30 protein-coding genes are annotated in these 26,523 nt (G+C 68.3%); 13 read left to right on the top strand and 17 right to left on the bottom strand.

The window, feature by feature from the left end; genetic code table 11:
* Positions 1 to 92 precede the first annotated feature (92 nt).
* Positions 93 to 1,508 carry a hypothetical protein gene (locus IPG50_22265; GenBank protein ID MBK6694908.1) on the top strand — a complete coding sequence of 472 codons (1,416 nt, stop codon included), beginning with the start codon at positions 93 to 95 and terminating at the stop codon, positions 1,506 to 1,508.
* 46 nt (positions 1,509 to 1,554) lie between these two features.
* On the opposite strand, the gene IPG50_22270 is transcribed toward IPG50_22265, so the two are convergent.
* Positions 1,555 to 2,157 carry a hypothetical protein gene (locus IPG50_22270; protein ID MBK6694909.1) on the bottom strand — a complete coding sequence of 201 codons (603 nt, stop codon included), beginning with the start codon at positions 2,155 to 2,157 and terminating at the stop codon, positions 1,555 to 1,557.
* A 126-nt stretch (positions 2,158 to 2,283) separates the two neighbouring features.
* The gene (locus tag IPG50_22275) at positions 2,284 to 2,580 is read right to left on the bottom strand and encodes a hypothetical protein (GenBank protein MBK6694910.1); all 297 of its coding nucleotides are present in this window, start codon (positions 2,578 to 2,580) and stop codon (positions 2,284 to 2,286) included.
* 539 nt (positions 2,581 to 3,119) lie between these two features.
* On the opposite strand from IPG50_22275, the gene IPG50_22280 reads away from it, so the two are divergent.
* From IPG50_22280 to IPG50_22290, 3 genes are all read left to right on the top strand, one after another.
* Positions 3,120 to 3,914: an OmpA family protein gene (locus IPG50_22280; GenBank protein MBK6694911.1), complete on the top strand. Its 795-nt coding sequence runs from the start codon at positions 3,120 to 3,122 to the stop codon at positions 3,912 to 3,914.
* Positions 3,915 to 4,027: 113 nt separating this feature from the next.
* A complete protein-coding gene (locus IPG50_22285; GenBank protein ID MBK6694912.1) occupies positions 4,028 to 4,966 on the top strand; it encodes a Ppx/GppA family phosphatase in 939 nt (312 codons plus the stop codon).
* 270 nt (positions 4,967 to 5,236) lie between these two features.
* Positions 5,237 to 5,743, top strand: coding sequence for a CarD family transcriptional regulator (locus tag IPG50_22290; protein MBK6694913.1), 507 nt, complete (start codon positions 5,237 to 5,239; stop codon positions 5,741 to 5,743).
* Positions 5,744 to 5,813: 70 nt separating this feature from the next.
* Here IPG50_22290 and IPG50_22295 read toward each other — a convergent pair whose 3' ends face one another.
* Genes IPG50_22295 through IPG50_22310 form a run of 4 tightly spaced genes read right to left on the bottom strand, consistent with a single transcriptional unit; the run spans position 5,814 to position 8,261 of the window.
* Positions 5,814 to 6,041 (bottom strand): hypothetical protein, encoded by a 228-nt coding sequence (locus IPG50_22295; GenBank protein ID MBK6694914.1) that lies wholly within the window; start codon positions 6,039 to 6,041, stop codon positions 5,814 to 5,816.
* On the bottom strand, positions 6,038 to 6,478 hold the full coding sequence (locus tag IPG50_22300) for a nitrous oxide reductase accessory protein NosL (GenBank protein ID MBK6694915.1): 441 nt from the start codon (positions 6,476 to 6,478) through the stop codon (positions 6,038 to 6,040). Before IPG50_22300 ends, IPG50_22295 begins: the two co-directional genes overlap by 4 nt.
* A complete protein-coding gene (locus IPG50_22305) occupies positions 6,475 to 7,497 on the bottom strand; it encodes a hypothetical protein (GenBank protein ID MBK6694916.1) in 1,023 nt (340 codons plus the stop codon). Before IPG50_22305 ends, IPG50_22300 begins: the two co-directional genes overlap by 4 nt.
* The gene (locus IPG50_22310; GenBank protein ID MBK6694917.1) at positions 7,494 to 8,261 is read right to left on the bottom strand and encodes an ATP-binding cassette domain-containing protein; all 768 of its coding nucleotides are present in this window, start codon (positions 8,259 to 8,261) and stop codon (positions 7,494 to 7,496) included. Before IPG50_22310 ends, IPG50_22305 begins: the two co-directional genes overlap by 4 nt.
* A gap of 185 nt (positions 8,262 to 8,446) precedes the next feature.
* On the opposite strand from IPG50_22310, the gene IPG50_22315 reads away from it, so the two are divergent.
* Together IPG50_22315 and IPG50_22320 are read left to right on the top strand one after the other, a co-directional pair.
* Entirely contained in the window at positions 8,447 to 8,794 is a 348-nt protein-coding gene (locus IPG50_22315; protein ID MBK6694918.1) for a hypothetical protein, read from the top strand.
* Entirely contained in the window at positions 8,791 to 9,111 is a 321-nt protein-coding gene (locus IPG50_22320; GenBank protein ID MBK6694919.1) for a hypothetical protein, read from the top strand. Before IPG50_22315 ends, IPG50_22320 begins: the two co-directional genes overlap by 4 nt.
* A 43-nt stretch (positions 9,112 to 9,154) precedes the next feature.
* Here the strand turns inward: IPG50_22320 and IPG50_22325 are convergent, their stop codons facing one another.
* Positions 9,155 to 9,697 carry a cyclic nucleotide-binding domain-containing protein gene (locus IPG50_22325; GenBank protein ID MBK6694920.1) on the bottom strand — a complete coding sequence of 181 codons (543 nt, stop codon included), beginning with the start codon at positions 9,695 to 9,697 and terminating at the stop codon, positions 9,155 to 9,157.
* Positions 9,698 to 9,784: 87 nt separating this feature from the next.
* Entirely contained in the window at positions 9,785 to 10,240 is a 456-nt protein-coding gene (locus IPG50_22330) for a GNAT family N-acetyltransferase (protein ID MBK6694921.1), read from the bottom strand.
* A gap of 137 nt (positions 10,241 to 10,377) precedes the next feature.
* On the opposite strand from IPG50_22330, the gene IPG50_22335 reads away from it, so the two are divergent.
* Positions 10,378 to 11,067: a ribulose-phosphate 3-epimerase gene (locus IPG50_22335; protein ID MBK6694922.1), complete on the top strand. Its 690-nt coding sequence runs from the start codon at positions 10,378 to 10,380 to the stop codon at positions 11,065 to 11,067.
* Positions 11,064 to 12,470, top strand: a complete 1,407-nt coding sequence (locus IPG50_22340) for a hypothetical protein (protein ID MBK6694923.1) — start codon at positions 11,064 to 11,066, stop codon at positions 12,468 to 12,470. Before IPG50_22335 ends, IPG50_22340 begins: the two co-directional genes overlap by 4 nt.
* A 102-nt stretch (positions 12,471 to 12,572) precedes the next feature.
* Here the strand turns inward: IPG50_22340 and IPG50_22345 are convergent, their stop codons facing one another.
* From IPG50_22345 to IPG50_22355, 3 genes are all read right to left on the bottom strand, one after another.
* Complete coding sequence (locus IPG50_22345) at positions 12,573 to 13,136, bottom strand: hypothetical protein (protein MBK6694924.1); 564 nt, start codon at positions 13,134 to 13,136, stop codon at positions 12,573 to 12,575.
* Between the two features lie 169 nt (positions 13,137 to 13,305).
* Positions 13,306 to 13,980, bottom strand: a complete 675-nt coding sequence (locus IPG50_22350) for a hypothetical protein (protein MBK6694925.1) — start codon at positions 13,978 to 13,980, stop codon at positions 13,306 to 13,308.
* A 116-nt stretch (positions 13,981 to 14,096) separates the two neighbouring features.
* Positions 14,097 to 15,359 carry a competence/damage-inducible protein A gene (locus IPG50_22355; GenBank protein ID MBK6694926.1) on the bottom strand — a complete coding sequence of 421 codons (1,263 nt, stop codon included), beginning with the start codon at positions 15,357 to 15,359 and terminating at the stop codon, positions 14,097 to 14,099.
* A gap of 182 nt (positions 15,360 to 15,541) precedes the next feature.
* Here IPG50_22355 and IPG50_22360 point away from each other — a divergent pair, with 182 nt between their 5' ends.
* Positions 15,542 to 16,495, top strand: a complete 954-nt coding sequence (locus tag IPG50_22360) for a hypothetical protein (protein MBK6694927.1) — start codon at positions 15,542 to 15,544, stop codon at positions 16,493 to 16,495.
* 10 nt (positions 16,496 to 16,505) lie between these two features.
* On the opposite strand, the gene IPG50_22365 is transcribed toward IPG50_22360, so the two are convergent.
* On the bottom strand, positions 16,506 to 17,330 hold the full coding sequence (locus IPG50_22365; protein MBK6694928.1) for an SUMF1/EgtB/PvdO family nonheme iron enzyme: 825 nt from the start codon (positions 17,328 to 17,330) through the stop codon (positions 16,506 to 16,508).
* A 13-nt stretch (positions 17,331 to 17,343) separates the two neighbouring features.
* Positions 17,344 to 18,099, bottom strand: coding sequence for a fumarylacetoacetate hydrolase family protein (locus tag IPG50_22370; GenBank protein MBK6694929.1), 756 nt, complete (start codon positions 18,097 to 18,099; stop codon positions 17,344 to 17,346).
* 140 nt (positions 18,100 to 18,239) lie between these two features.
* On the opposite strand from IPG50_22370, the gene IPG50_22375 reads away from it, so the two are divergent.
* Entirely contained in the window at positions 18,240 to 19,103 is an 864-nt protein-coding gene (locus IPG50_22375; GenBank protein ID MBK6694930.1) for an ABC transporter substrate-binding protein, read from the top strand.
* A gap of 174 nt (positions 19,104 to 19,277) precedes the next feature.
* Positions 19,278 to 21,260: an alkaline phosphatase family protein gene (locus IPG50_22380; protein MBK6694931.1), complete on the top strand. Its 1,983-nt coding sequence runs from the start codon at positions 19,278 to 19,280 to the stop codon at positions 21,258 to 21,260.
* A 98-nt stretch (positions 21,261 to 21,358) separates the two neighbouring features.
* Here IPG50_22380 and IPG50_22385 read toward each other — a convergent pair whose 3' ends face one another.
* Both IPG50_22385 and IPG50_22390 read right to left on the bottom strand, forming a co-directional pair.
* A complete protein-coding gene (locus IPG50_22385) occupies positions 21,359 to 21,802 on the bottom strand; it encodes a hypothetical protein (GenBank protein MBK6694932.1) in 444 nt (147 codons plus the stop codon).
* Between the two features lie 9 nt (positions 21,803 to 21,811).
* On the bottom strand, positions 21,812 to 22,633 hold the full coding sequence (locus tag IPG50_22390) for a hypothetical protein (protein ID MBK6694933.1): 822 nt from the start codon (positions 22,631 to 22,633) through the stop codon (positions 21,812 to 21,814).
* Between the two features lie 138 nt (positions 22,634 to 22,771).
* On the opposite strand from IPG50_22390, the gene IPG50_22395 reads away from it, so the two are divergent.
* On the top strand, positions 22,772 to 23,623 hold the full coding sequence (locus IPG50_22395; GenBank protein MBK6694934.1) for an ABC transporter substrate-binding protein: 852 nt from the start codon (positions 22,772 to 22,774) through the stop codon (positions 23,621 to 23,623).
* A gap of 9 nt (positions 23,624 to 23,632) precedes the next feature.
* On the opposite strand, the gene IPG50_22400 is transcribed toward IPG50_22395, so the two are convergent.
* Together IPG50_22400 and IPG50_22405 are read right to left on the bottom strand one after the other, a co-directional pair.
* The gene (locus tag IPG50_22400) at positions 23,633 to 24,964 is read right to left on the bottom strand and encodes an MFS transporter (GenBank protein ID MBK6694935.1); all 1,332 of its coding nucleotides are present in this window, start codon (positions 24,962 to 24,964) and stop codon (positions 23,633 to 23,635) included.
* Positions 24,961 to 25,770, bottom strand: a complete 810-nt coding sequence (locus IPG50_22405; GenBank protein ID MBK6694936.1) for a TlyA family RNA methyltransferase — start codon at positions 25,768 to 25,770, stop codon at positions 24,961 to 24,963. Before IPG50_22405 ends, IPG50_22400 begins: the two co-directional genes overlap by 4 nt.
* Between IPG50_22405 and IPG50_22410 the strand changes: the two genes are divergently transcribed.
* Positions 25,769 to 26,521, top strand: coding sequence for a CPBP family intramembrane metalloprotease (locus IPG50_22410; protein MBK6694937.1), 753 nt, complete (start codon positions 25,769 to 25,771; stop codon positions 26,519 to 26,521). The two genes, IPG50_22405 and IPG50_22410, sit on opposite strands and share 2 nt — an antisense overlap.
* Positions 26,522 to 26,523 lie beyond the last annotated feature (2 nt).

A 26,523-nucleotide genomic window follows, 5' to 3' on the forward strand; every position in this document is an offset into this window, starting at 1 on the left:
CGCGCCCTCGCGCCGGCGCCGCCCGCGCGTGTTGCCTTTTGCACGTTTCAGCGCCGCGCCAACGCGCGCGGGGCCCGGAGTCCGTTCGTCCCATGAAGCACATGTTGTCCGCCGCTTCGCCGGCAAGTTCACGCGCGCGCCGACGGCTGGAGGTCGGCGCGGCCGTTGTCGCGCTCATCCTCGGTGCACGGCTCGCGGAAGCGAGGCCCCAGCAGACCGACGAAACCAAGGAGCCGCCGGCGGCGCCGGACACACCGACCGCGAACCCGAACGAGGCGCCTCCGCCGGAGACGCGCCGCAAGGAGCCGCCGGAGCCAGGCGGCGCAACGGGTTCCGTCGTCGCCGCCGATGCGTCCGCAGCGAAGTCTGGGTCCGCGCCCGGCCCTCTCGCCCTAGAGCTCACGCCCTACGTCGCCATCGCCGGCGGCTTGAAGGTCGACAACGTCATCGACAAGGAGCGCGAGGATCGGGATGACCGCGTGGTGACCTTCGCGGTCGCGCGGTTCGGTGTCATGGGGCGCTTGGGCGCGCACGCATTGGTGCAGAGCGAGCTCATGGCTTCAGGGGGTGTGGGGCTCCACGGAGCGAGCGCCTACGAAGGGCAAGCGGCGCTCCAGGTCCGGCAACAGCTCGTTCGGGTGACCTATGCGCCGCTCGCCCTCGAGGTCGGCCGCATCCTCGACGAAGCGAGCGTCGACTACACGTCGGCGCACGTGCAGGACACCTTGCTTCAAGACACGGCGACGCGCGATCCGCTCCTCTACAGCGGCCTAAACCTCGGCAACGGCGGCCGCGTCAGCGTGGAGGTCGTGCCGCGACTCCGGCTCGCCCTGACCTTCAACGCCGGCAACCCCGTCTCGACCACCGCGACCTTGGCCGTCGGCGGGACGTTTCCGCCCTTTGAACGCATCTACACGCAGGCCTACCAGGCCGTGAACCAAGGGCCCAACCACTTCCCTGACGACACGTTTCACTCGATGGTGCTGACGCCGAGCGTGCTCTACACGGGCGGCGACGTCGAGGTGAAGGTCGCGGCGCAGGGCTTCGACATCAACACCAACACCACGCGCGCCGGCGACGATCACGTCCGCGGGTACAACGTGCGCGGCACGATGCGCGTGAAGCTCCTCGGCGACACCCTCTCGCCGTTCGCGTCGGCGGCCTACACGCGCAACGACACGCTCGAGCCCAACGCGCTCGACCGCCGCTCGCCGGACCGATACCAGGCGGTTAACTTGGGCGGCGGCGTCGACGTGCACGTGGCGCGGCGCCACGCGGGGCGCGAAGAAGCGGCCGACGGGGTGGGCGCGCAGCTTCAGCAGGTGCAGTTTCAAGTCGGCGACGGGCTCGTCACGACGCTCCGCTACGCGAACCTGGGTGGGAGCTACTGGCTAACGCCGAACGTTGCGCTCGGCGCGCGCGCCGCGCTCTGGGTGCAGCAACAGAAGGGCGGCGCCGACATCGGCGAGCGAACGTTCACCGTGGGCCTCCGGGCCGTCGTGCCATAGCGCGGCTCTTCATCCTGCCCCGCGGGCGGGCCGGGGCGGGCGCCGGCTATTTTGCCAACGACGCTACCGGGACGAAGCGAACCGAGTAGCTGACGACCTTCTTGCCGTGGGGCGAGCGTTCGAAGTCGATGCTCTTCCAGAACGCGACGGCACACTCGACGAAGCCTTCGCCACGAAGCGTCGTCCGCGGGTTGGCGACCTTGGCGCGCCCGCCATCGGCCTCGATGGTCAGGTCCACACCGAACTCACCCTGCTTTGCGGGGTTCACACGCCCGAAGCACGCGGCCAACTCTGGATAGCGGGGCTCCGCGGAGCGAAGGAACGGCTGCTTGGTCACTTCATCGAAGGGACCGCCACCGACGTGCATGCCGATGGACACGACCTTCGCGCGCGCGCCCGATGTGCCGGCGGCGTCGACGGGCGACGCATCGACGCTTAGACCTCCGTCCGCGCTCTTCCGTGAGGGCGGGTCCGACGCCACCGGCGCGGGGACCGGAGTCGGCCCGGAGTGCGCGCTGGAGTTGGTGGCAGCGGCGACGGGCGGGGAGTCGTCGAGCGCCGGAGCCGGCGAGGTCTTGCTCGCGGCCCCTTGCGGCGTGCAGCCGAGGGCGGCGAGGAGCGATGCCCAGAGGCAAAGGCGAGCTGGCACGGCGCGATGATGACGGAAGAGAACGACAGAAGAGAAGGAAGTGTCGAAGGACAAAACTCGAAGGGCGCCGTCCTTGTTAGAACGGCGCCCTTCGGGGTTGGGTCAAGGCCCGGGGTGGGGAGAGGGTTACTCTTCCCCGTCGTCGTGGCCGGCGCCCGACGTGGGCGCTCCGCCCAACATCGACGGGACACCCGCCGGCGGCGAAGCTTTCGCTTTTGCCCCAGAGGACTTGGCGCGGCCGGCGGACGGGGCCCGCTTGGCGGCCGCGCGGCCAGGGGCCTTTCTAGCTGGCTTTTTTGCAGCCTTCTTCTTGGCGCCGCCGGCCTTTTTCGCGGCCTTGCGCTTCGGCGCCTTCTTTGCCGTCTTGCCGGCAGCCTTCTTGGTCGTCTTGGTCTTCTTCGCAGCCTTCTTCTTAGCAGCCATTCTCGATCCCTCCTGAGAAGGTATGACGTGACGTATATGGTCACCTACGTCATCTGTCAAACAAAAAAGTTGCCTTCGTGCACAAAGGGCTTGCGTCTGGCTCGTCGCAACCCTAGCCGCCCGCGCGCTTTTCGCTCGACGTTTCTCGAGTCGATCACGCGATCGCGCCGTCTTGAAATTGGGTTGTTCGCGCGCGTGATTTTTTTTTCGATCGAGGTGATCGCGATGAGGTGATCGCGCGCGTCGACGTTGATGACATCGGGTGTGCTCCCTGGATGGCGAGCGCGCTCGCGACCGTCGAGAGGCGACCGTCTCGTGTCGCTCGACGTGCCGCGAGCGAGGCGCACGGGTCTTCGGCACCGGAACTGTGAGCGTCCGAGCGCGCGTCGCGGAGCGGCCATCCAGTTCTCCCGCGCCTTGACGACGACTTCCAGCGAACGGTACCGTCCTCGTGCTTCGATGCACCAACGGCTCGACGGACTCGCCGCGCGCTGCGCCGGCTGACCGTCATAGGAGGTTACGAGATGCGTTTGGCTCACATGCTGGTCGTTGCGGCGGCCACCCTCGCACTGGGCTGCGGGCACACCGACGAAGAGATGGCGGACAAGCAGCGCGAGATCGACAAGCTCGCCGCCGAGCTCAAGGCCGCCAAGACGCAAATGGCCTCGGATCAAGCGAAGTTCCACGACTCGCAGGCGCAGATCGAGTCGCTCCGCGCGCAGCTCAAGCAGGCCGGCATCACGGAGGGCAAGATGCAGCAGGCGCTCTCCGAGTACAAGCTGCGAGCCGACCAGTTGGCGGCCATCGAGGCCCGCTACCGGGACCTCAAGGCGCGTCTCGAGAAGCTCACGCAAGTGGGGCTCAAGGTCGCCGTGCGGAACAACCGCATGGTCATCCAGCTCCCTGGCGACGTGCTCTTCGACTCAGGGAAGGACGAGCTCAAGCCGCAAGGCAAAGAGGTCCTCTTGCAGGTCGCCGACGTCGTCGGCAAAGACAGCGACCTCTCGAAGCGCATGTTCCAAGTGGCGGGGCACACCGACAACCAGAAGTACGCGGGCCCGTTCCGCGACAACTGGGGCCTTTCTCTTGCGCGCTCGCACCGCGTCCTCGGCTCTTTGATCACGCCGCCCAAGCCCAGCAAGGACGGCAAGAAGAACGATGGAGGCGGCGGCCTGAACCCCAAGAACTGGTCAGCGTCGGGCTACGGCGAGAGCGATCCCATCGCGGGAAGCGTGGAAACGCAGGCCAACGACGACAAGCAGAAGAACCGTCGCGTCGAGCTGGTGCTCCAGCCGAACGTCGAAGAGATGCTCAACCTCGGCACGCTGAAGTAGCCGCGTTCCCCGTCATCGAGGGCCGACGCTCACCCGGTGAGCGCGGCCCTCGTTGGTTTTGTTACCCGGCATTCGTTGCCCCTCGACACCGTTCGAAACCAGCAAGGACTCCCATGCGCGTAGCGACCATCGACATCGGAACCAACACGGTGCTCCTGCTCGTGGCCGAGGCCGGTGCCGACGGGACGCTCGAGCCGATCCTCGAGCGGGCGACGATCACTCGCCTCGGGCAAGGCGTTGACAAGACCAAGGCGCTCGCGCCGGAGGCGCTGGCGCGAACCACGACGTGCATCGATGCCTACGCCGATCTGATTCTTGCCCATGGGGTCACAGCCATCGACGTCGTCGGGACAAGCGCGATGCGCGACGCGGCGGGGGGCGCCGACCTCGCGGCCTACGTAAAGAACAAGCTTGGCGTCCCGGCCCGCGTCATCAGCGGTGAGGAGGAGGCGCGCCTTACCTTCGAGGGCGCGCTCGTGGGGCTCAACGTGGGCCCGCGCGCGACGGTCTTCGACATTGGCGGGGGCAGCACGGAGGTCGTCCAAGGCACGTGCGCTTCGCCAACGGCCGACGCCCGCGTCGAGTTTGCCGTCAGCTACGACATGGGCAGCGTGCGGATGACCGAGCGGCACCTGCACCACGACCCGCCGACAAGCGAAGAGTGCGCCCAAGCGACGGCCGACATCGATGCCATCGCAAAGACCCTGCCGCCCCTGGCCCAGGGCGAGCGCCCCGTTGCCATCGCCGGCACCATGACAACGCTCGCCGCCATCGCCATCGACCTCGCTCCCTACGACAGCGCTCGCATTCACGGCCTGGAGCTCGAGGTCGCGACGCTCGTCGCCACCACCGAGCGCCTGCTGCGACTTCCGCTCGCCGAGCGGCGCAACGTTCGAGGGCTCGAACCCAAACGTGCCGACGTCATCGTCGGCGGCGCCCTCGTAGCCACCCGACTCCTCAAGCGGTGGGGCGCGGAGCGCGTGACGTTCTCGGATCGGGGTGTCCGCTGGGGGCTAGCGCTTGCACTCTGCAAACGAGCCGCTACCATGTAGTCCGGTGTGTTCGCTGCGTATCTGCCGGCAAGGCCTGCGAAATGCCTCTGTCTGACCGAATGCTACATCTGGTCATTGACGGATAGGAGCCCGGCAAACTAGAGTGGCGAGGGCTAAGCGTCCGCCCTGATTCCGTCTCCGGTCTCGAAGACGAACGAAGGTTGGTGCGAAGGAAGCCGCGGACCGCTCGCCTGTTCAGTAGGGGCGCGGCGTCACCGCACGGCGGGTGGGGTCTCCCAAAAAGACTCGCGGGGGCGACGAGGAGTGACAATGCAGGGTGGCGCTGAGGTCAAATTCAAGGTCGGTGACAAGGCCGTCTACCCCGCCCAGGGCGTAGCGGAAGTCATCAAGATCGAGGAGAAGGACATCGGTGGCACTCGCCAGCGGTTCTACGTCCTTCGCATCCTCGACACAGACCGCAAGATCATGGTCCCGGTCAGCAACGCCAGCGCCGTCGGCCTCCGCCAGGTGATCAGCGAGCAAGAGATCCGCGAGATCTTCGACATCCTCCGCGAGCGCACCATCGCCTTCGACAACCAAACGTGGAACCGCCGCTACCGCGGGTTCATGGACAAGATCAAGACGGGCTCGATCTACGACGTCGCAGAGGTCTTCCGCGATCTCTATCGGCTCAAGACCGACAAACAGTTGTCGTTCGGCGAGCGGCGCATGCTCGACACCGCACGGTCGCTCATCGTCAAAGAGATCGCGATCGCGCGCGAGCAGACGGAAGAGCAAGTGAAGAACGAGATCGAGAGCATCTTCCTCACGAACTGAGCAAGCGGTTCACGGTGGGCGCGGCCCGCGGGAGGCGCCAACGCTGCGATCGCCTGAGATCGAAGGCGGTCTACGGCTCGTCGAGTAGGCCGAACTCCCATTTTTCGCCCGGCTCGCGGAGGCCCGCCACGGCCGATTCGACGCGGCGCAAGAGCTCGTCGGCGGCAGCTGCCGGTGAGGCTTTGACGCCCACGGCGACGCCACCCTCCCAGAGCCACACCTTCGCGCCGGCGACGCCGTCGACGCCGTAGACCAACTCGAGCGTTCTACGCAGCCGCGGCGGCAGGGCATCGCTCACGGTGCGCCCTCGTCTTTGAGAATCGCTTGGGTCACGTCCCCAAGCTTGTACGTCCGCCGCCCGCGGTGGTCACCCATGAACTTCTGCACCTTGTCGGGGTGCACGGGGACGAGCTCCGGCCCCATGGGGCCTTCGACGTCGCTGCCGGCGACGAAGACGACCTCATCGCCGCGAAGGCTGGCTTGGCTGTAGTGCTCGCGGACGTGAAGCTCGGGCATCTTGGCCAGCGGCGCCTTGGCGAGACGGGCCGCGAGCGCGCAGCGGGGCGTGTCGAAAACGCGAGTGCCGCTGTCGTCCTTGAGCTCCGCGCGGAAAGGGCTGCGCTCGTCGACGAGCATGCCGCAATGGGGGCAGCGGACTCGCGACGCGCTGCCGCTGCCTTTGGCGCGGCACGACAGGGAGAGCAACGCGAGGAGGAGGAGCGAGCGGCGCGTCATGGGAAGAGGAAGACGCCACCGGTATGCCATGCGTAGCGGACAATGGGCATAAGCCCCACAACGAACGCGACGAGGAACGCGCCCGCGCTCCGGCCGAAGCGCGTGCGCGCAAACAGAAGCGACAGCGCTGGCTCGCGCGATAGGAGCCACGCCGTGACGGCGCCGAGGGCCCAGACGACGCCCGCGTAGAGGGCACCGAAGAGGGGGAAGCCGATGGCCCCGACGTCGCCATGAAGCAGGCAAAACGGGCAGAGGTGGTGCGGCGTCTCGAAGGCGTGGGGAGCGACGCCGAAGACGACGGCGAGGACTCCAAGGGCGGACGCTAAGACCGCCACGGCGCCGGCAGCTAGCATGGCGCCCGTGTTTGGACGCCGCGCCACGCGCGCGCCCGCGATGACGGCGAGCAGCACGAAGGCGCCGCCCGTCACGGTGACGCCGAGGCGCGGCAACGAGACGTGGCCGGGGCCCGCCGCGAGCGCGGTGTCCAGTTCGGCCGAGCAACAGGAGGCGGTCGCCGACAGGTCGAGCTCGAGGAGAAACAGGGTGCTCAGCGCGGCGTGGATCAGCGCGAGCGGCGCGAGGACCGCGGTGGCGCGCGCGAGGGCCCGAGCGAGCGTCAGTCGAGGCATCAAGGCATCGAACGCGTAGAGCTGCGCGAGCACCCCCCCAAGGACGGCCAGCGCGACGGAGAGCGCGAGGGCGGGCACGCCGTAGCGGTTGGCACCAAAGACGCCATAGGCGCACATGGCGCCACGCAGCGAGTGCGACAGCCGGTCGGCGGTGAGGACCCCGAGGCCGAGGTCAAGGACCGCGCCCACGGCGGCGACGCGCGCGAGGATCTGCGCGAGCTCCACGCGTCGTTCGATGAGGAGCTGCCCCTCGGTGGCGGCGGACTTCTCCGCGAGATCTGCTGAACGAAGCAGGCGCAGCGCGGTGCTGGCGGCGCGGATGAAGAGCGCGGCGAGCGTCACGGCCGACGCGAGCCGCAAGAGCACGAAAGGCTGGAGGAGGTTGGTCACGCGTCTCCCGTGAGGCGGCCATTCTGGAGGGACTCGACGCGCACGCGCGCGCGCGGCACCGTTCGAGTGAGACCGTCCACGAGGCGCGGATCGTGCGTGGCGACCACGATGGCGCGCCCTTCCTCGGTCAATGTCGCGAGATCCTCCGCCAATCGCCTCGACGCGCCTTCGTCGAGGTGCGCCGTAGGCTCATCGAGCAGGACGATGGCAGGGTCGCGCACCAGCGCTCGGCACATGGCCACGCGCGCGGCTTCGCCACCGGAGCGCACGGCGGCTTTCGCGCCGACGAGCGGCGTGAGCTCAAACCGGGCGAGGAGCGCCTCCGCACGTTCGCGATCGGCGCGGGACTCGCCATCGGGCACACACGACAACAGAACGTTGGCGCGCACCGACAAGCCGCGGAGCAACTGCGCGTCTTGGAAGACGAACCCCACGTTGCGGCGACGTACCTCCGACTTGTGGGCGTCTCGCAGACGGGACGTGGCGACGCCATCGATACGAACCTCTCCGCTGGTGGGCGCGAGCATGGCACCCAGCATCGCGAGCAGCGTGGTCTTGCCGCTGCCGCTCTGGCCTTGAAGCACCAGCAACTCGCCTCGATCGACGCGCAGCGACACGCCGTCGACAACCGTGCGACGCCCTCGACCATCGGGCACTCGTTTCACGAGGGCTTCGGCTTCGAGGGTCGCGCGCGCAGGCACGAGCGGCGTTGGCGGCGCGCTGGCCATCGTGCCGGGCGTGTTGGCGAGCATGGTGGCGAGCATGATGGCGAGAGATTGATAGGGCAGCGGGCGGGGGGATGCCTTCGTGTTCGGGCCGTGGTGGCTATTTTTTCAAAGTGTGCCACCATGTGCCTTCGTGACACGGGCGCCCTGGCTGGGGTGTTTGGCGTGCATCTACGTCGTTGAAATAACTAGTGGCACTGGTTGTGCTGAGGGTTCTTGGGGCGATGCGCACGAACGATCGACGAATCCGCTGGATGCTGGTGGCGAGCCTCACGGCCCTCGCCGCCGCGTGCACGCTGAATCCGCAGCCGATTCCCCCTGGCTTGACGGAAAAGTCGAGCGACGGGCCCGACGCCGGCGCGCCTTTCGCCGGCGCCGCAAGTGACGCCAGCACGACCACGAACCCCTCGGATCCGAATCGCGAAGGCGGCGTCGCCGAGGCGGATGCGAGCCCGCCGTCACCTCTTCTCGATGCGGGCGTTCAGCCCAGCGACGCGGGCGCCGACGCGACGCTCGACGCCGGGGCTGACGCCACCGGCGTCGCCAGCAGTGACGGAGGAGACGCAGGATGAAGCGGCGGCTCCTCTTAGCTTTGCTCGTTGTCGCTTCGGCGGCCGTCGCCTGTTCGTTGAATCCGCAGCCCATCCCTCCGGGCGTCGACGAGCCGGCCAACGCCGGCCGAAGCGACGCCAAAACCGGGAGCGACGCCGCGTCACCTCCGCAGGTCTCGACGGGCGGAGGCGACGCCGGTTCCGGGTCTCAAGGCTCGGACGCCGCTACGCCGGACGGCGCGAGCAACGGCGTCACGGATGAGGGGGGTGTGACCGACGCCGCCGCCGACGGCACCATCGCACCGGGCGACGCCGCGTCGGACGCCCCCGCCGACTGACGCGTCCGTTGGTCCGCGCCTCGAAACGCCGCTAACGCGTTCTTCAGGGCTTGGCAGCGCGTGAGACGACGTACTCGTCCATCACCGACGCCGCGATGTCCGCGAGGATGCCGTCAGTCACGCGCAATCGGCGCGAGAGGTTCCGCGCGATGTTCAGCGTGATGAGCGCATAGGCCTTGAGATCGTGTCGGTAGAGCGCGTCGAGATCTTCCGTCGTGATGCGCAAGAGCCTCGTGGGTCCGAGGGCACGAACGGTGGCGGAGCGCGTCTGGACGTCGATGAGCGACATCTCTCCAAAGCAGTCGCCGGGACCGAGGATCGCGATGCGCGTCGCGCGACCGCGGCGACTGCTCTTCAGCACCTCCAGCTCGCCATCGAGCACGACATACATCTCACGGGCCGCGTCGCCCTCGCGGAAGATGGCGTCGCCGGCGCCGACGCGCTGCGCCTTGAGCGACCGGGCGAGGTATTCGAGGACGTCCTCGAAGAGCGCACCAAAGAGCCCGATGTCCCTGAGCTGCGCCGCCGCGACCGGGGGATCGACGGGAATGCCTCGCTGCGAACTGCGTTCCGTCGTGTGCGCCATTCCTTGGGATTACGCCGCCTCGAGGGCAATGACAAGGAAGCGCTTCCGTCCACCACACGCGGGGGGCGCCGCGGCGGAGCCTCGCCCTCACCCCCGCGGCGAGCCGAGCGTTCGACTGAAGACCATCCGCGCGCGGCCCGGCCCCGCGTAGTCGGAGACCTCGACGGAGTCCCAACCGAGCGCCAGGTGAAACTGAATCGACCCTTCGTACCCGCGCGTCGTGATGGCCTTCATGCGCTCGCAGCCAGCGGCTCGACACTCGTCGGTAAACGTCTCGTAAAGGAGCCGGCCCACCCCTCGACGACGGTAGTCGGGGTTGATGCCGACGAGGTGCACGTACCCCGTCGAGACGGGCTCAGCGGCTACGAAGCCCAGCAGAAATCCGATCATGCCCTCGTCGGGATCTTCCGCGATGAGCGCGCGGGCTCCGAGCTCGTAGAAGAAAATCGGATGGGCGAAGGTGCTGATGGGGCCACCCCACCAGTGATCGATGACCTCAACGATGCGATCGAAATCGCCCTTGGTGATGCGACGGGTTCGCATGAGGGTGCAGCGTCCGACGGAACCGCCCCTCAAGCAAGCCCAACGGCGAAGGCGCCGGCTCCGCCTCGCGCAGAGCGATGGGGGCCTCAGCGGCGGAGACGGCGAACTTCCCTTCGTTTCACCTTACGCAAGGCACTATGCTGGCCGCCGTGCTCATCGCTCCGTCCATCTTGTCTGCCGACTGGACACGCCTCGGCGAGGAGGTGGCCCGCGTCGAGGCCGCCGGCGCCGACTGGCTTCACCTCGACGTGATGGACGGTCGTTTCGTGCCGAACATCACCATCGGACCCCCGGTGGTGAAGGCGCTGCGTCGCATCACGAAGCTCCCGCTCGACGTGCACCTCATGATCGTCGAGCCGGAACGTTACGTGGAGGCCTTCGCCGAGGCGGGCGCGGACACCATCACAGTGCACGTCGAGGCGAGCACGCACCTGCACCGAACGTTGCAGTCGATCCGCGCCCTCAAGAAGCGCGCCGGTGTCACGCTGAACCCGGCCACGAGCCACGAGACGCTCCGTTACGCGCTCGACCAGGCCGATCTGGTCCTCGTCATGAGCGTCAACCCTGGCTTCGGAGGGCAGTCGTTCCTGGAGCTCGTCTTGCCGAAGGTCCGCGCGATTCGCGAGATGATCGACCAAACGGGGCGGCCCATTGACCTCGAGATCGACGGCGGCATCGACGCGCGCACGGCGGCGTTGGCGGCAGAGGCCGGCGCCAGGGTCTTTGTAGCTGGAAACGCGGTCTTCTCGCGGCCCGACACGGCGGAGGCCATTCGCGGCATTCGCGATTCGGCGCTGCGCGGCGCCGCAAATGCGGGCCCCGCGTGAACAGGCACTCGCTCGCGGCGGTCACGGCGGTCGTCCTCGGTTGCTCGGGCGCCTCGCCCGCGCCGGCGCAAGAGCCAACGACAACGACGCCGCCACCCCTGGTGGCATCAACGCCGCTTGACGCCGGCGCGCCGGTGGCCCGCGTCGCCGCCGGCGGCGACGACACGCGCCGCATCGCGCGCATGCTAAAGAAGGTTTCCGAGGCGCGCGGTCTCGTCGCCAAGAGCGAGGTGCCGGGAAGAACCCTCGACCGAGTCGCGCTGCTCGACCGCGTGAAGGCCCACGTCGCCCGCGAGGTGCCCAAGGCGGCGATTCGCAACGAGGGCCTCTCCATGAAGCTCCTCGGCTTGCTGCCCACCAACTTCGACTACGAAGCCGAGACCTACGCGCTGCTCGAGGCGCAGCTCGCGGGCTACTACGAGCCCGCCGACCGCACGATGTACATGGCCGCAGACCTCGACGACGACAACGCAAAGGCGACGCTCGCGCACGAGCTCGTGCACGCGCTCCAAGACCAACACTGGGATCTGGGCGTGCGCTCAAAGTACAAGCCCGGCAAGAGCGACCTCTCGGCCACCACCTCGGCGCTAGCCGAGGGCGACGCCACGAGCGCCATGTTCGACGTGCTCATCGCGGGCTCGGGGCGCACGGCCATCGATCTGCCCGCCGAGGTCTTCACGCAACAGATCATGGCCAACGTCAGCTCGGGGCCCAGCGCGCGGGCTCCGCACGCGATGCGCGTCGCGCTGGTGGCGCCCTACGTCTTCGGCACGCTCTTCGTCCACGCGCTACGCACGAAAGGCGGCTGGCCGCTCGTGAACCGCGCCTGGGCCGAGGGCGTTCAGTCCACGGAGCAAATCCTCCACCCGGAGAAGTGGCTCGCCAAGGAGGCGCCGCTCGTCGTCCCGGCCCCCGACGCGCAGAGCTTCGGCGCCGGCTTCTGCGAGCTCGACACCGACACCTTCGGCGAGCTGGGCCTGCGGCTCACCTTCGGCGAATGGATCGACGAGTCGCGCGCCGAGAGCATCGCGCGCGGGTGGGGGGGTGATCGCGCCACGCTCGCCACGAGGGGCGACGAGGTGGCCTTGGCACTCCGAATTGTCTACGACGAGAAAGCCGGGTCGAAGCGGCGCACCGGCGCCGAGGCGGCGTTCGCGGCGCTCGTCGAGGGCTTCGAAGCCAAACAGGTCGGCGCTGCCAAGGCGGGGGCGAAGAGCGCGAAGAGCCAGACCTTCGCGTGCTTCGAGCGGCCCGAGACGGGTCCACTCTCGTTCCTCGTGAAAGAGCGCGAGCTGATCCTCATCGCAGGGCCGACGCGAACGGGCGCAAGCTCGTGGACCGCGACCGGTCAATGCAAGAACGCCCGCGTCGTCGCGGACACGATCCTTGGCCAGAAGCGGTGACGGGCTTTCACGGCCAGGCGCGGCGCCGCGCGCATCCCCGCGGATTATCCGAGCGCCGCGCGCCGGAGCGCGTCGTTCCGCATCGAGCGAGGTGACCTCGCATCAACGTTCCCCCGTCGACGGGGGACGGCCGAAGGCGCACCCAATCCGGCGAGGTGTGCAGTCGCGCTCAAGCACGAGGCGCGAGTTCCGGATGCCGGCCGGCGCAAAAATGCTCAGCGAAGGGTCTCGCTCGCTGACGAACATGTTGTCCCGGAAGACGAACCGACAGTCCGGATCTCCGCGTTCGCACGCTCCGAGGATGAGGCTCGCGCCGGGGCGTGCTGGGCCCTCGATGCGAATCGACAGAGTGGAATCGCTGCTCACGAGCCGTCCCCCGAGGTAGGTCCATCCAAACGCGGGCGACGGGGACGGGTACAGCTCCATGGCGTAGAGCTTCGCCCCCGCGGCGGCGAGGGGACGACGCTCCGCATCGAGCGGCACCATGGCAACGTCGCTCAGGCGAAAACCGCCCGTGTCGAGAGACTGCGCCAACACCAAGGCCGTGGGCGGCGCACCGACAAGCTCATCGTTCGCGGTTCCTGATTCTGAATCCTCGAACGAGGGGTCGGCAGGCGCGCAGGCGGCTAGACCGACAAGCAGGGCGAAACCGGATGCTCGAATCATGGGCTGGCTCACGCAATCCATGTGCCGGCACGACGCTCGCGCCTTCGGCTCCGCCGCCGACGCATTCGCGTGAGTCTCCGCTTCGTACCCGAGCGCGACCCCCGCCGTACCGACGCCATCGCCCGCTACAGCCCCCAGCGCGTGGGGAGGTTACGCTTCGCGCTCGGCGTCACTCGACGGCGCAGCCGTCCACCACGCGCCGTCCCTCGAAGTCGAGGAAGAAGCCCGTGTCGCGGAAGAGCGGGAAGTCGAAAGTGAGCTGCGCGCTCCAACGGGGCGCGGCGTCACCGAGGTAGACCGTCAGCGACAGGAGGGCCTGCGCCGCCTCCGGCTCGTCGACGAGCGGAGGAAAACGTTCGGCGAGGGCCGGCGCGAGCGTGCCACCCCAAGAGCCGCGGAGGAACTCGCGCACCTTCGCGAGCCGAGCGATGCACGCCTCCGTGGGCGGCGCGTCGAGCTCGACGCGAACGGGGAACGGATCGCGGATGCCGACGTTCACGTGCATCGTGCCGGCCCAACGGCCTTCCGCCTCGAGGACGTTCTGGAAACCGTGAGCCACGGCCGAAGGCGGCGGCGGAACCGACGAGAGAAACTTCTCGACGGCTTCCGCAAGCTCTTGGTCTTCCGCCAAGAGCTCCGAGACGCCGTCTTGATCGAGGAGCCACTCGGCAAGATCGGTCCCGCGTCGAAGCGGACGCGGCTGGTGCTCGAGGAAGTCGGCGAGGCCCGGCGCGAGGCCCCGAACGCTCGACGGCGAGTCGAGCTCCACGAGGCCGCGTTCAGCGAGATCCGCAAGGAGGCGTTCGGCGTCGGCGGGCTCGAGGTCGAAAGCGGCGTGGGGCATCGCCGGGAACTCTCATCGCGGAGCACACTTAGTCAAGGCAAAGCGCACGGCCGTAAGCGAAAAAAGATCGGCGCCTGCGGAAAGACGCGCGCGGCAAAGACCGGACCGCGACGCGATCAGCGTTCGAGCGCGAGCGTTGAGGGCCGCGGCGCGCAACAGAGTTCGCGAACGAGATGGAGGCCGGCGTAGGCCGCGAGCTTTTGGACCTGCGTGCGGTCGCCGGGGAACCTTCGCTCCTTCACCACGAGGCCACCGGGCCACGCGACAGCGAGGAAGACGGTGCCGACGGGCTTCTCGTCGCTGCCACCGGAGGGGCCGGCGATGCCCGTCACGGCCAACGCGACGTCGGCGCCAGACACGTGCTTCACGCCCTCGGCCATCGCCGCGGCGACCTCGCTGCTGACGGCGCCGTGGCCACGGATGACCTCCTCGCCGACGCCGAGCATGCGCGTCTTCGCGGTGTTCGCGTAGGTCACTGCGTCGACCACCAAGACCTCGCTCGCGCCGGGCTCTTTGGTGAGCAGGTGCCCAATCAGGCCGCCAGTGCACGACTCGGCGATGGCGAGCTTGTAGCTGCGGCTCCGCAGCTCTCGCCCGAGGACGCCGGCGAAGGTGTCGTCACCCTCGCCGTAAATGACGTCGGCGATGCGCATGCGCACTTCTTGGGTGGCGCGCTCTGCGAGGTCTCGCGCTTCGGACGCCGGCGAGGTGCGCGCCAAGACCTTGACCTCGATCTCAGGAAAGTGAGCTCGATAGCCGATCGTGACGCCGGGGAAGAGCTCTTCGACGCCGCGGAGACGCTCGCCCACGACGCTCTCCGGCAGGCCGAACGTGCGTAGCCGGACTTGGTAGCTCTCCTGCGGCGCCAGCGCGCGGATGCGCGGCACGACTTGCTCGTCGAACATGCGGCGCATCTCCGCCGGGACGCCCGGCATGAAGAACGCGAGCGCCTCGCCGATGCGCACCGAAAAGCCCGGCGCCGTTCCGATGGGGTTCGGCAAGATCTCGGCCCCCGCGGGGAAGTCCGCTTGCTTCATGTTCGAGTCGGACATGGTGCGGCCGAGCCGCTCGAAGCGACGACGGATGGCTTCGAGCGACGGTTCGTCGCGAACCAGCGCCGCACCAAGCATCGTCGCCACAGCGTCGGTCGTCAGGTCGTCGGTCGTGGGCCCGAGGCCGCCGGTGCAGACGAGAACGCGGCAGCCGCGAGCGAGCCGATCGAGCACGCCGAGGATCCTCGGCTTGTCGTCGGCCACGGAGATGTTCTCGACGACCTCGAACCCGAGATCCGTCAGCGCCGCCGAAAGCCACGCGGCGTTGCTGTTGAGGAGCTCGCCACGGACGAGTTCGGTCCCGATGCTCAAGACGGCGGCTGTCATGGGATCCCCGAGGGTAGCCGCAGACCCGGGAGGTCGTCAGCGGACTTTGCGGGTGCCGCTGTAGGTAGCGTGGCTGGGCCGAAAGGGCACAGGCCACGTCGTGTACGGACCTTCACGCCACGGAAAACTCAGCCAAAACTGCGAGGCGAGTCCCTGGCGCGGCGGTTGCTGCGTGGGCTGCCGTGAAGCGCGCAGCTCCCAGAATTGTGCGGACGTTGGTCGCCGTCGCGTTCGCCGCCGGCACCATCGTGCAAGCGCATGCCGCTCATGCGGACGGCTCGCTGCGGCGCTTTCAGGAGCCGCACCGGCCCCCTCCGACGTCATCGTCGAGCTCCTCGTCGTCGGACTCGTCAGAGGACAGCGACGGCTCGACCCACAAGAAGAAGAGCACCGGCGCATCGATCGTCGGTGGCATTCTCTCGGCCCTCTTCTCCGGCGGGTCGGGGTCCCATCAGACCGCGACCGACGACGAGCCGCCGGTGGTCGACGATCGCGCTGAGATTGAGGCCCTCGTGCTCCGCCGACGCCTCGCCACGACGATCTACTCCGACGACGGTGGCAGCGCCTACGTGAGTCCATACCGCCGAGACGAGGGCGCGGACGGCAGCGTGACGGCGCGCCGCGTCGCGTTCCAACGCAACGGCGAGCTGCGCGGCGGTGGCTTCTTCGCGGTGAACGAGGAGGTCGCCTCGCACGACGCCAACTTGAACGGTTTCGTGGGGCTCTTCATGCTCGGCGCCGGTTGGGAGCGCTTCTACGAGCCCAATCGGGCTGCAAAGACCTTCGACACCCTCGACGTGTTTCGTGCGCGCCTCGGGCCCAACGTGCTCGGCGCAACGGTGTCGGCGCTCGAGCTCTACGCACTCGCTGGTGGCTCACTCATGCACGGGTTCGGCGAGACCATCCCGAAGTTCGACCTGGCGCTCGAAGCGCGCGCTTATCCCGTGAGGCCGCTCGCGTTCTACGCCGGCGCGACGACGAGCCTCGGCGCCCACGGCCCACCCATCCTCGACGGGCGCCTCGAAGGAGGCGTATCGCTCGGTCGAGTCGATCTGCGGGCGGGCTTCCGAGCGCTCAAGCAGCAGCCGGAGCAGAGCTTTCTCGGGCCTGTGGTCAGCCTGCAGGTAAGGCTGTAGACCGCACGCATCAAGGTTCGTAGACGCACCGAAGGCCGACGTCGTCGAGTCTTTCGGTCTTCGCGAGCTCGCGTCGCGACCAGGTGCGAAGCTCGGCGGCTAGCTCGGTGCGCCACGAACCACCTCGCACCGCCGCAACGGCGCTCGCCGCATCACCACGGGTCCACTCGGCGACGTTGCCAGCGAGATCGTAAATGCCCGAGGCGGTGGCCCCCGAAGCGTGGGCCCCTACGGTGTCGGCGCCCCCTGCCCCGCGAGCGCAGGGGCCCGTCGCGAGGCCCCAAGCGGCGCGACGGCAAACGGCGCCCGTGTCGCCCCACGGATAGCGCGAGCCGCGAAGGCCCGCCGCCGCAGCGATCCATTGGTCGTCGGTCGGGAGCGCGCCGCCGCGCGCGACGCAAAAGGCTGACGCCTCTTCGTGACCGACCCCCGCCATCGCGCGCAGCCCGTCCTCGGCGGGCTCGCCGTCGGTCTTCGTCGCGGCCTTTTGAGCGCGCTGCCACTCGGCGCGCGTGATCTCGAAGGCGTCGATGGCGAACGTCTTCACCCGAAGCTCGCGGGGCGTCACCTGCCCTTGCGCCTCCCAGTCGGACGGCCCGAGCGTGAGCGTCGTGTCGGGGACGACGACGCGCGAAGGCGGAGCGGAGCAGGCGCCCGAAGCGACGACGAGGGGCGCTGGACACCCTTCGGGGCGGCAGAGCCCTGCGCGGGACGTGAAGCCATCGCCGCAACGCGCCTCGTCGCGCTCGCGCCGCGCGTAGCCAATCGCGAGGGCGACGGCGAGAGCCGCCGCGACGACGATCGCCAGCGTCGCGCGCGAAGGCCGGACCGTCATGGGCGAAGGCCCCTCATCCGCGGACGTCGCAGGCCAAGACGCCGATGCCTTCGATGTCGATTTCGAGGCGATCGCCACCGACCAACGGCCCCACGCCGCTCGGCGTTCCGGTGACGAGCAAGTCGCCCGGCTCGAGCGTCATCATGCGGCTCGCGTAAGCGACGAGCGCTGCGACCGAGAAAACCATCTGGCTCGTCCGACCATCCTGGCGGGTCACGCCGTTGACGCGGCAGCGCACGGCGAGATCACGCGGATCGAGCCGCGTTTCGACGACGGGACCGACGGGACAGAACGTGTCGAAGCCCTTGGCGCGGGACCACTGGCCATCGCTTTTTTGGAGGTCGCGAGCGGTGATGTCCCCGACGCACGTGTAGCCGTAGACGAAGTCGAGCGCCTCTTGCTCGCGGACCGCCTTCGCCCGCGTGCCGATCACGACGCCGAGCTCCGCTTCGTGTTCCACGCGCTTGCTTTCCGCTGGCAGGACGATGGCGTCGCCGGGACCGATCAGCGAAGAGCTCGGCTTCAAGAAGAGGAGCGGCTCCTTGGGCACCTCGTTGCCGAGCTCTTTCGCATGCTCGGCATAGTTGCGACCGACGCAGAGAATCTTGGGCGGCAGGACCGGCGCCAGGAGCCGCTGCGTTCGCCAAGGTAGGGCCGCCCCATCGCGACGGCCCCCAAGCCACGGGGGCGCATCGAGCGGGAACGCCCTGTCGCCATCGATTTCTGCGAACACCGGGCCCGAGGGGAGCGCGAGACGAACGATCTGCACCGCATGCTTGTCTCACGGCGCTCCGAGCGCTTGCAAGGCAGGCGAGGGCGGCGGCGGGCGAAGGCGGCGACGACGGGCAGGCGCGCGAGGCTAGGCGCAGCCGTGGCGCGCCCCTACCATCAGCCCGCCCAAAGCCGCCCATGAACATCCGCCTCGCCTTTTCACCCGACAGCGATGACCTCTTCATGTTCTACGCGCTCGTCGCGGGAAAGATCGACACCGGGGGCCTGACGTTCACCGCCGAGCGTGCCGACACCGAGAGCCTCAACGCGCGCGCCGATGCCGGCGACGTCGACGTGCTCGCCGTCTCGATCGCGCGCTACGCCACCATTCACGAGCGCTACCAGCTGCTGCCCCACGGCGCGTCCGTTGGTCGAGGCTATGGGCCCGTTGTTGTGACCGTGCCCGGCGGAGCCACGTCGCTCGACGACCTCCGCGAGAAGCGTGTCGGAATCCCGGGCGCACGCACGACGGCGGCGCTGGTGCTCCGCATCTTGATGGGCGCGCGTCCGTATGAGCCGGTGGTGCTCCCCATCTCGCCTTACGCCCGAACCTTTGAGGCGTTGCGCGGCGGCGAGGTCGCGGCGGCGTTGCTCATCCACGAGGGTCGCTTGACCTACGAGCGCGAAGGATTCGCCCGCGTGCTCGACATCGGCGAAGCGTGGGCCTCGCAAACCGGCGGCTTGCCCCTTCCGCTCGGCGGCAACGTCATCCGCCGCGACCTCGGCGCGCCGCTCATCGCCAAGGTTTCAGACCTCTGCCGTAAGTCCATCGAGTGGGCCATCGCGCACCACGACGAGGTGGCCCAGGCGCTGCTCGCGGCCGATGAGCGCGCCGACGTGGGCCTCGACGCGGGCCTCCTCAATCGGTACCTCGCGATGTACGCGAACGAGGACACGCGCGACATGCGCGAAGACGTCGTCCGGGCGATGGCCGAGCTCTTCCGTCGCGGCGCCGACGCAGGGGTCTTTCTGGGGAATGTGCCCCTCGATTTGGCCCCGTGAAGCTGCGACGCGACAGACCTCACGCGACCAAACCAGGTCCATCCCGGCCCGCGGGGCGGGGGCCCCTCGATCCATGCGGGGCCCACATTTCGGGACGGTAGCCCCGGTTGTCGCGGGGTTGTCTGGGAGTTGGCAATAAGAGCGTTTGGCGCGACCCTTGCGAAGAGGTTGCCCATGCTTTCCCTCCGCCGCCGCCAACTCCTTCAGTCCCTCGCCGCTGGCGCGGGGCTCTCCGCCATCCCTACCCTCGGCTGCTCCGCGAACGCGGAGGAGGAAGAGGTCACGCTCGATGAGCTCGACGCCAAGGCGACGGCGCTCTCGAAGGTGAAGAAGATCGTGGTTCTCATGATGGAGAATCGCTCCTTCGACCACTACTTCGGGCACCTGTCGATCGCGAAGGCCCAGGGCGGTGAAGGCGTCGAGAAGTACAACTACGATCCCCGTCGACCGGACCAGCGCCCCGGCGACCGCCGCGTCAACGGCCTGACCGGCAGCGAGTGGAACCCGAAGGCTCCGAACGGCAAAGAGGCCGACGGCGTGAAGGTCTTCTACGCCCACGACAAGCAGCTCGGCTACAGCATCGGCGACATCAACCACGAGTGGGTCGAGTGCCACAACCAGTGGAACCCCGTTCGCGTCGCGCCCGGTCAGCTCCCGAAGCAAGGCAAGATGGACGGCTTCATCATCGAGCACCTCCGCGATCGCGGCGAGCTCGGCGACCTCGGTCCGGCCTGGGGCGCCACGTGTGACGCGTTCCAGCAGATTTGCACCGACGGCACTCAGAACGCGAGCGCCCTGCTTTGCGGCGCCGAGGCCGGCAAGGACGCGTCCGTCGAGCTCAAGCTCGCGGCCTGCGGGCACGCCGACTCGCCGATGTCGTATTACAAGCGAAGCGACACGCCGGTCTTCCACGCGATCTACGACCGCTTCGTTCTCTGCGACAACTGGTACGCGTCGGTCTGCGGGCCGACCTGGCCCAACCGCTACTACGTTCACAGCGGCACCGCCGGCGGCGCCATCGGCACCGACGTCAAGCGCGACTCGCGCCACGACCTCGACACCATCTTCAAGGTGCTCCGCGACTCGAACATCAACTTCTACAACTTCTACGTCGATGCCCCGCTCATTCAGGCGATGTATGGCAACGACGCGACCAACTTTGCTGACGCGAACCGCGGCATGGCCAACGTGTTCGCGGGCAACAGCCCCGCGGGCAAGCTCTTCGTGGACGCCGCCAAGGCGAAGAAGGGCTGGCTCGAGAATCTGATCCGCAGCGTCGCTCAGGACCGTTCCTTCGAGGAGCGCTGCAAGGTCGGCGACCTGCCGCCCGTCTCGTACATCGAGCCGCCGTATTTCTCTGCCGACGATCACCCGCCGCACGACATCCAAATGGGGCAGGCGTTCGTCAAGAGCGTCTACAACATGCTCTACGGCAAGACGGCGAACCGTAAGCAGGCGAGCGAGACGCTCCTCGTCATCATGTACGACGAGCACGGCTCGTTCTACGACCACCAGGATCCGGGCGTCGCGTTCGCTTCCTCGTCAGCCGACAAAGACGCCGATCGCAACTTCAAGCCGCTCGGCTTCCGCGTCCCCGCCATGGTCCTGGGCCCGATGGTGAAGAAGGCGCACGTTTCGCACACGGTCTACGACCATAGCTCGGTCCTTCGGACCATCTACAACTGGGCCGCCGTTCACGCGAGCATCAACTCGGGCATCTTCACCAAGTGCAGCCCCGGCAAGGAAACCCCCTGCAAGGCAGCTGTCCGCGGCGTGCAGACGCAGGAGATGATCGACGAGGTCTACCGCGCTGGCTTCCCGACGGACCATCCGCTGCGGCCGCTCCACGCGCAACAAGCCGTGAACGTCATCCACAAGCCGATGCTCCGCGTCCTCGCGGCCAACGACATCTCCGACTGCCTCGATCCGAACTACGAAGGCACCGAGTCGACCTACAACCCCGGGACCACGATGCCCTTCATGCCCGAGGTGAAGACGAAGGAAGGCCTCGTGCTTGCCAGCATGCAGTTCAGTCACGGGCAGGCAGGCGTTGCGGCGGCGCTCGGCGTCAAGCAGCCCTCGTTCCGTCAGAAGACCGAGGCCGTCAAGATCGTCATGGAGCACATGTATCGCCTCGGCGCCGTCAACATCGGCTGACCGAATCGGGGCGCACCGGAGCGCCAAATAGACGAAGGGCCGCCGCGGATACCGCGACGGCCCTTTTTCTTTGGCAAGCGAGAGCGTTTAGCCCTGCTTCAACCGCACTGAGAGCTGAGGCTGGTCAACGCGGCGGCGCAGCTCGATGCTTGACCCGTGTCGACGACACTCTGGCACGTGGTCTTCGTGGAACCCGTGAGCGAATCGCAGCACGTCTGCAGGTCTTCGCACGCGGTGGCGCTGCCACCCTCCGGCACGGGGCCGCCGGCCTCGATGATCACGCTGGCTTCGATCGGTGTGCCAGCCTCCTTGATGGTGATCGAACCGCCATCGCGGCTAGTGGCCGGCGGATCCGCCGAGCTGCCCTGACCGGTCTTCGAGCCTGCCGACTCGTTGCCCGAAAGAACGGTTCCCGGAGACTCGAACGTGTCGCCGGGGGCCTCGCGCGTATAGGACAGGGACGTGTAGGTGCCCGGACCGCCGCTCGAGCACGCGCCCACGAAGAGCGCGCCCCAGAGCGAAAGATGAAGCTTGTTTCGCATGGGAACCTCTCAGAAGTAGTAGAGCGCGGCGATGTTGTTGGTGAAGAGCGCCCACGGATCGCTTTGAACCGTGGTGCCGAACGCGAGCGTGTCGGTCGCGCTGCTGTTGGTGCCGTTCGGCGTGTCTTGCGACTGCTTCGTCGCGATGCGCGCCATGTTCATACCCACTGAGCCTTGCAGCGAAAGCTGCGGCACGCCAATGAATCCGAACTGGATCTCGGCGCCGGCACGGGCGCCGAGCTCGATGCGCGAGCCGGTGCGGCTCGTGTCGGGCTGGCCCTGCTGCTTCAGCGTTGATGTTCCACCGGCGAGGAGGAGCTCCGGAACGATGGTGAAGGTGAAGTGCTTGCCGTACGCGAGCGCCACGGGCACGCCGGCCTTGACGCCGCCGACGAGGACGCCCGGCTGCTCGACGGTTTGCGTCTGGTTGCCGTTGACGTTTTCCGCCGAGCCCGACTGGGTGCGGAGGCCGAGCGACACGTCGAGGCCGATGCGGTCGCTCATCCAGTAACGCATGCCGATGAACGGCGCGGTGACGAGGCCGAGGCCCGCGACGGGGATCTGCGAGACGCCCATGTAGCCGACGGCAAAACGCCCGACGACCTGCTCGTGATCGCTGGGCCCTTCCGGGGCCGCAGCACCAGCGGCCGGCGCCGCAGGGGCCGCGGGAGGCGTGGGCTTCGGAAGCATCGAGGTGGAGTTGGCGTCGCCGCCCGTGGAAACACTTCCGCCGACGCTGCCGCCGACAGTGCTCGTGTCCTGGGCCGCAGACGTGCGGGCGCCGAAGAGACAAAGTGCTGCAGCCGAGACGGCCAAGATCGATCGAATCATGATTGGGGTTCCTCTCCTCTCAACGGCGGGAGCTAAAGCCGAAGCCTCGCCCCCGGTCAAGGCCGTTTCGCCCTAAGTGCCCCTCCGGCCTGCGTAAACTTGTGCAAACGTGGCCTCAGAGGAAGATTCCGGGCATCGATGCGTATCTGGAGGCTCGTTTTCGTACTGCTCGTCTTCGTCGCGTGCCGTCGCGACGCCGGCGGTGGCGGCGCGGGCGTCGACGCCCGGCCGATTCGCGTCGTATCGCTGTCGCCCTCCACCACCGAGACGCTCTTTGCGCTCGGCGCTGGCGCCGTCGTCGTGGGTCGCTCGCGGTATTGCAACACGCCACCGGAGGCCCGCGCGGTCCCCGTCGTCGGCGGCTACACCGATCCGAACTTCGAGGCGATCTTCGCCGCGACACCCACGCTCGTGGTCGGCGCTCGCGGTCCTGCGGGCCCTGCGCTCGCGAGCCGCCTCGCGGAGCGCGGCATCGCCACGATGTTCCCTGAGACGGAGACGGTCAGCGCGATTCACGAGTCGATCCTCGCGCTCGGCGCCGCCGTCGGTCAGGGCGAGAGGGCGCGCGCGCTGGTTGGCGCCTCGTCGGAGCGAATCGCGAAGACCGCGGCTCGCATCGGCGGCAAGAGGCGGCCTCGCGTGCTTCTGCTCTTCGACTTGGAGCCGCTCGTCGCCGCGGGGCCGAAGAGCTTCCCCGACGAGCTCCTGCGCCTCGCCGGCGGAGACAACGTGGTCACGGAAGGGCCGCCCTACCCCGTCTTGAGCCTCGAGCGCGTGCTGGCCCTCGATCCCGACATCATCCTCGACACCACGGTCGCCATGACCAAAGCGCCGACGCGCATCCACAAGGACACGCCCGGCCTATCTTCGCTGCGCGCGACGCGCGAAGGCCGCGTCGTCGGCATCGACGACGAGAGCGTCTTGCGGCCCGGTCCGCGCGTGGCCGAGGCCGTGGAGCGTTTCGCCCGCGCGCTCCACGGCGAGCGCTAGCGAGCGCGTTTACTCAGGAGAACCGTCGGCGGTTTCGGCGGCGACGCTGGCAGCCGGCGTGCCCGGCGCATCGCCGCGAAGCGTCATCGCGACGAGGAGTGCGACGCCCATGCCGATGGCGCCAGCAATGTAAGGTGCACGCATCGAGATCGCGCCGTAAACGTAGCCGCCGAAGGCCGGGCCGATGACCCGAGCCAACGCGGCGAACGACTGGTTCGTCCCCAAGACGGCGCCCTGCCGCGTGGCATCGGCGCGTTTCGAGACGAAGGCGGAGACCGTCGGCTGTGTGATCCCGTTGCCGAGCGCCAAGAGGCCCGACGCGGCGTAGAGCAAGCTGCGGCCGAGGCTAGGCGAGAGCGCGATGCCTGCGAACGCGAGACACTGGAGGGCCGTCCCGACGCGGACGAGGCTCGCCTCAGCGTAGCGCCTCGTCAGCGGACGAATGAGGCCGCCCTGCACGACCGCGGCGACGACGCCGATGAACGCGAGGAGAATCCCCGTGTCGACCTGGTCCATACCGAAGGCGTCTTTGTTCAAGTAGCGGAAGGTCTGATCGAGGTTCGTGAAGGCCACGACGATGAGAAAGTTCACCAGGATGGCCCTGGCGAGCGGCGCGTCGGCGAGGACGGCGCGCGCGTGACCCATGTCGATGGGCGCGAGCGTTCGGCGCGGACCGAGCGGCGGAAGCGACGTGCCCGTCGACTCGGGGGGGCTCGCAGAGCCGGGACGTGACGAAGGCCTCGCGCGGCGCTCCGGCGGCAAGGACTCGGGGAGACCGAACCAAACCCAGATGAAGTTCACGAGCGAGAGCGCCGCCGCGGCGAAGCAAGCGACGACGTCGGTCTTCCTGTTGACCGTAATCTTTGCGAGCAGTCCTCCCATCGCGGGCCCAAGAATGAACCCGATGCCAAAGGCCATGCCGACCATGCCCATGCCGCGGGCGCGGTCTTTCGGCGTCGTGATGTCGGCGATGTAGGCTGACGCGGTGCCCAGGTTGGCCGTCGCAATGCCACCAAAAGCGCGCGCGGCGAAGAGCCACGCGACGCTGTGGCCGTAGGCGAGACCGAGCCCGAGGCCCAGCATCGTGAGGCCGCTCGCGAAGACCGACCAGACGAGGATCGGCCGACGACCCACGCGGTCCGAGAGACGGCCCCAGATGGGGACGAAGAGAAACTGCATCAGCGAATAGATCGCGCCGAGGAGCGTGCCGACGAACGCCGTCGTTCCGAAGCCGTCGCGGGCTTCTTCCGCGAGAAACGGAATGACGAGACCGAAGCCCAAGAGGTCGAGCACGATGGTGAGGAAGATCGCGCCCAGCGAGGGGTTTCGCTTTGCCTTCATGGCGCCTCGCGAAGGGCGAGGACGAAGGCCTCGACGTTGCCCTTGGGGCCAGCGACCGGCGAATCGCACGTGGTGACGACGCGAAAGCCCGAGGTTCTGACCTCTTCGAGGACCTTTTGGATGGTCCCTTCGCGAAGCGCTTCGTCGCGCACGACGCCGTGGCTCCGCGAAGCTTCTTCGCGACCCACCTCGAACTGCGGCTTGATGAGCGCCACGAGCGAGCCGCCAGGCGACACCGTTCGAGCGAGCGCCGGCAAGAGGAGGCCGAGACCGATGAACGACGCGTCCACGACGGCGAGGTCAACGAGGCCGCCGATGACCTCCGGCGTGAGCGTGCGACCGTTGGTGCGCTCGTGGACCGCCACGCGCGGATCGACCCGCAGCTTGTGGGCCAGTTGGCCGTAGCCGACGTCGACGGCGACGACCTCTTTGGCGCCGCGCTGGAGCAAGCAATCGGTGAAGCCGCCGGTGGAGGCGCCCATGTCGAGGCACCGGAGGCCCGCGACAGCGACACCGAAGGTGGTGAGCGCGCCGTCGAGCTTGAGGCCGCCGCGCGAGACGAAGGGGTTGTCGGACCCTTTGACGGTCACGTCGGCGTCGTCTTTCACCGGCACGCCGGCCTTGTCGACGCGCTCGCCATCGACGAAGACCGTCCCGGCGAGGATCATCGCCTGGGCCCGCGCCCGCGACGGAGCCAAGCCCCGGGTCACGAGGAGCTGGTCGAGGCGCGCTTTCACGCCGCGGAAATAGCACAGAAGCGTTGGGTTTTTGCCGATGAGGCGCCGCGTCGGGCAAACTGAGGCCATGGCCGTCCCCCCGACCGATGCCGCCGCAGCCGCTGGCGCGCCCTCCCGGGCCGGCGCTTGGGTCGACCTGTCGCTGACGCTCCCGATCTTCCTCGTCTACCACTTCGGCGTCGTCTTCCTGAACGTTCGCAACGCGACCGACTGGGTCACGACCAACCTCATGGCCGTCTCGGAGGGGTCAACGGGCGTCTATTTGCTCCTCACGGCCTCCATCGGCGTGGTCTTCGCCGGCTTCTTCTCGTGGCTCGGTCGCGGGCAGGCGTTCAAGACGGGAAAGTTCGTGCAAGTCCTCGTGGAGGGCACGGCCTACGCCATCGTGATGCGGCTCACGGGCGCCTGGGCCGCAGGCCTCTTCTTGGGCCCCCACACAGGCAAGGAAGGCTTCGCAAGCGGCGTCATCACGTCCTTCGGCGCGGGGTTTTACGAAGAGCTCGCGTTCCGCGTCATCCTCTTCGGCTTCGGTGGTCAGCTCGTCGCGTGGCTCGTCACCGGCGAGCCGTTTCGTGCGCTCACCGGCGGCTCGCGGCTCTCCGCGCGAGGCTTCTTCGTCATCGCGCTTTGGGGCGCCGCCTGCGCGCTCCTGTTCAGCGGCGTCCACTACATTGGGCCGCTAAGGGACACGTTCACGCTGCCATCGTTCGCCTTCCGCGCGGCGCTCGGCGCGGTGCTCACGCTCATCTACGCGTTCCGCGGCTTCGCGACCGCCGTGTGGGCCCACGCCATCTACGACGTTTGGGTGGTGGTGTTCTAGAC

The organism is Myxococcales bacterium (assembly GCA_016703425.1).
GTDB lineage: Bacteria > Myxococcota_A > Polyangia > Polyangiales > Polyangiaceae > JADJCA01.

Excerpts from the sequence above, each read along its gene's own strand:
- IPG50_22325 (MBK6694920.1), bottom strand. The coding sequence starts at position 9,697 with ATGGCGCACACGACGGAACGCAGTTCGCAGCGAGGCATTCCCGTCGAT.
- IPG50_22410 (MBK6694937.1), top strand. The coding sequence starts at position 25,769 with ATGGCCGTCCCCCCGACCGATGCCGCCGCAGCCGCTGGCGCGCCCTCC.
- IPG50_22285 (MBK6694912.1), top strand. The coding sequence starts at position 4,028 with ATGCGCGTAGCGACCATCGACATCGGAACCAACACGGTGCTCCTGCTC.
- IPG50_22390 (MBK6694933.1), bottom strand. The coding sequence starts at position 22,633 with ATGATTCGATCGATCTTGGCCGTCTCGGCTGCAGCACTTTGTCTCTTC.
- IPG50_22355 (MBK6694926.1), bottom strand. The coding sequence starts at position 15,359 with ATGACAGCCGCCGTCTTGAGCATCGGGACCGAACTCGTCCGTGGCGAG.
- IPG50_22310 (MBK6694917.1), bottom strand. The coding sequence starts at position 8,261 with ATGCTCGCCACCATGCTCGCCAACACGCCCGGCACGATGGCCAGCGCG.
- IPG50_22300 (MBK6694915.1), bottom strand. The coding sequence starts at position 6,478 with ATGACGCGCCGCTCGCTCCTCCTCCTCGCGTTGCTCTCCCTGTCGTGC.
- IPG50_22380 (MBK6694931.1), top strand. The coding sequence starts at position 19,278 with ATGCTTTCCCTCCGCCGCCGCCAACTCCTTCAGTCCCTCGCCGCTGGC.
- IPG50_22265 (MBK6694908.1), top strand. The coding sequence starts at position 93 with ATGAAGCACATGTTGTCCGCCGCTTCGCCGGCAAGTTCACGCGCGCGC.
- IPG50_22375 (MBK6694930.1), top strand. The coding sequence starts at position 18,240 with ATGAACATCCGCCTCGCCTTTTCACCCGACAGCGATGACCTCTTCATG.
- IPG50_22275 (MBK6694910.1), bottom strand. The coding sequence starts at position 2,580 with ATGGCTGCTAAGAAGAAGGCTGCGAAGAAGACCAAGACGACCAAGAAG.
- IPG50_22280 (MBK6694911.1), top strand. The coding sequence starts at position 3,120 with ATGCTGGTCGTTGCGGCGGCCACCCTCGCACTGGGCTGCGGGCACACC.
- IPG50_22365 (MBK6694928.1), bottom strand. The coding sequence starts at position 17,330 with ATGACGGTCCGGCCTTCGCGCGCGACGCTGGCGATCGTCGTCGCGGCG.
- IPG50_22395 (MBK6694934.1), top strand. The coding sequence starts at position 22,772 with ATGCGTATCTGGAGGCTCGTTTTCGTACTGCTCGTCTTCGTCGCGTGC.
- IPG50_22385 (MBK6694932.1), bottom strand. The coding sequence starts at position 21,802 with ATGCGAAACAAGCTTCATCTTTCGCTCTGGGGCGCGCTCTTCGTGGGC.
- IPG50_22330 (MBK6694921.1), bottom strand. The coding sequence starts at position 10,240 with ATGCGAACCCGTCGCATCACCAAGGGCGATTTCGATCGCATCGTTGAG.
- IPG50_22315 (MBK6694918.1), top strand. The coding sequence starts at position 8,447 with ATGCGCACGAACGATCGACGAATCCGCTGGATGCTGGTGGCGAGCCTC.
- IPG50_22405 (MBK6694936.1), bottom strand. The coding sequence starts at position 25,770 with ATGGCCTCAGTTTGCCCGACGCGGCGCCTCATCGGCAAAAACCCAACG.
- IPG50_22335 (MBK6694922.1), top strand. The coding sequence starts at position 10,378 with ATGCTGGCCGCCGTGCTCATCGCTCCGTCCATCTTGTCTGCCGACTGG.
- IPG50_22400 (MBK6694935.1), bottom strand. The coding sequence starts at position 24,964 with ATGAAGGCAAAGCGAAACCCCTCGCTGGGCGCGATCTTCCTCACCATC.
- IPG50_22350 (MBK6694925.1), bottom strand. The coding sequence starts at position 13,980 with ATGCCCCACGCCGCTTTCGACCTCGAGCCCGCCGACGCCGAACGCCTC.
- IPG50_22345 (MBK6694924.1), bottom strand. The coding sequence starts at position 13,136 with ATGATTCGAGCATCCGGTTTCGCCCTGCTTGTCGGTCTAGCCGCCTGC.
- IPG50_22320 (MBK6694919.1), top strand. The coding sequence starts at position 8,791 with ATGAAGCGGCGGCTCCTCTTAGCTTTGCTCGTTGTCGCTTCGGCGGCC.
- IPG50_22290 (MBK6694913.1), top strand. The coding sequence starts at position 5,237 with ATGCAGGGTGGCGCTGAGGTCAAATTCAAGGTCGGTGACAAGGCCGTC.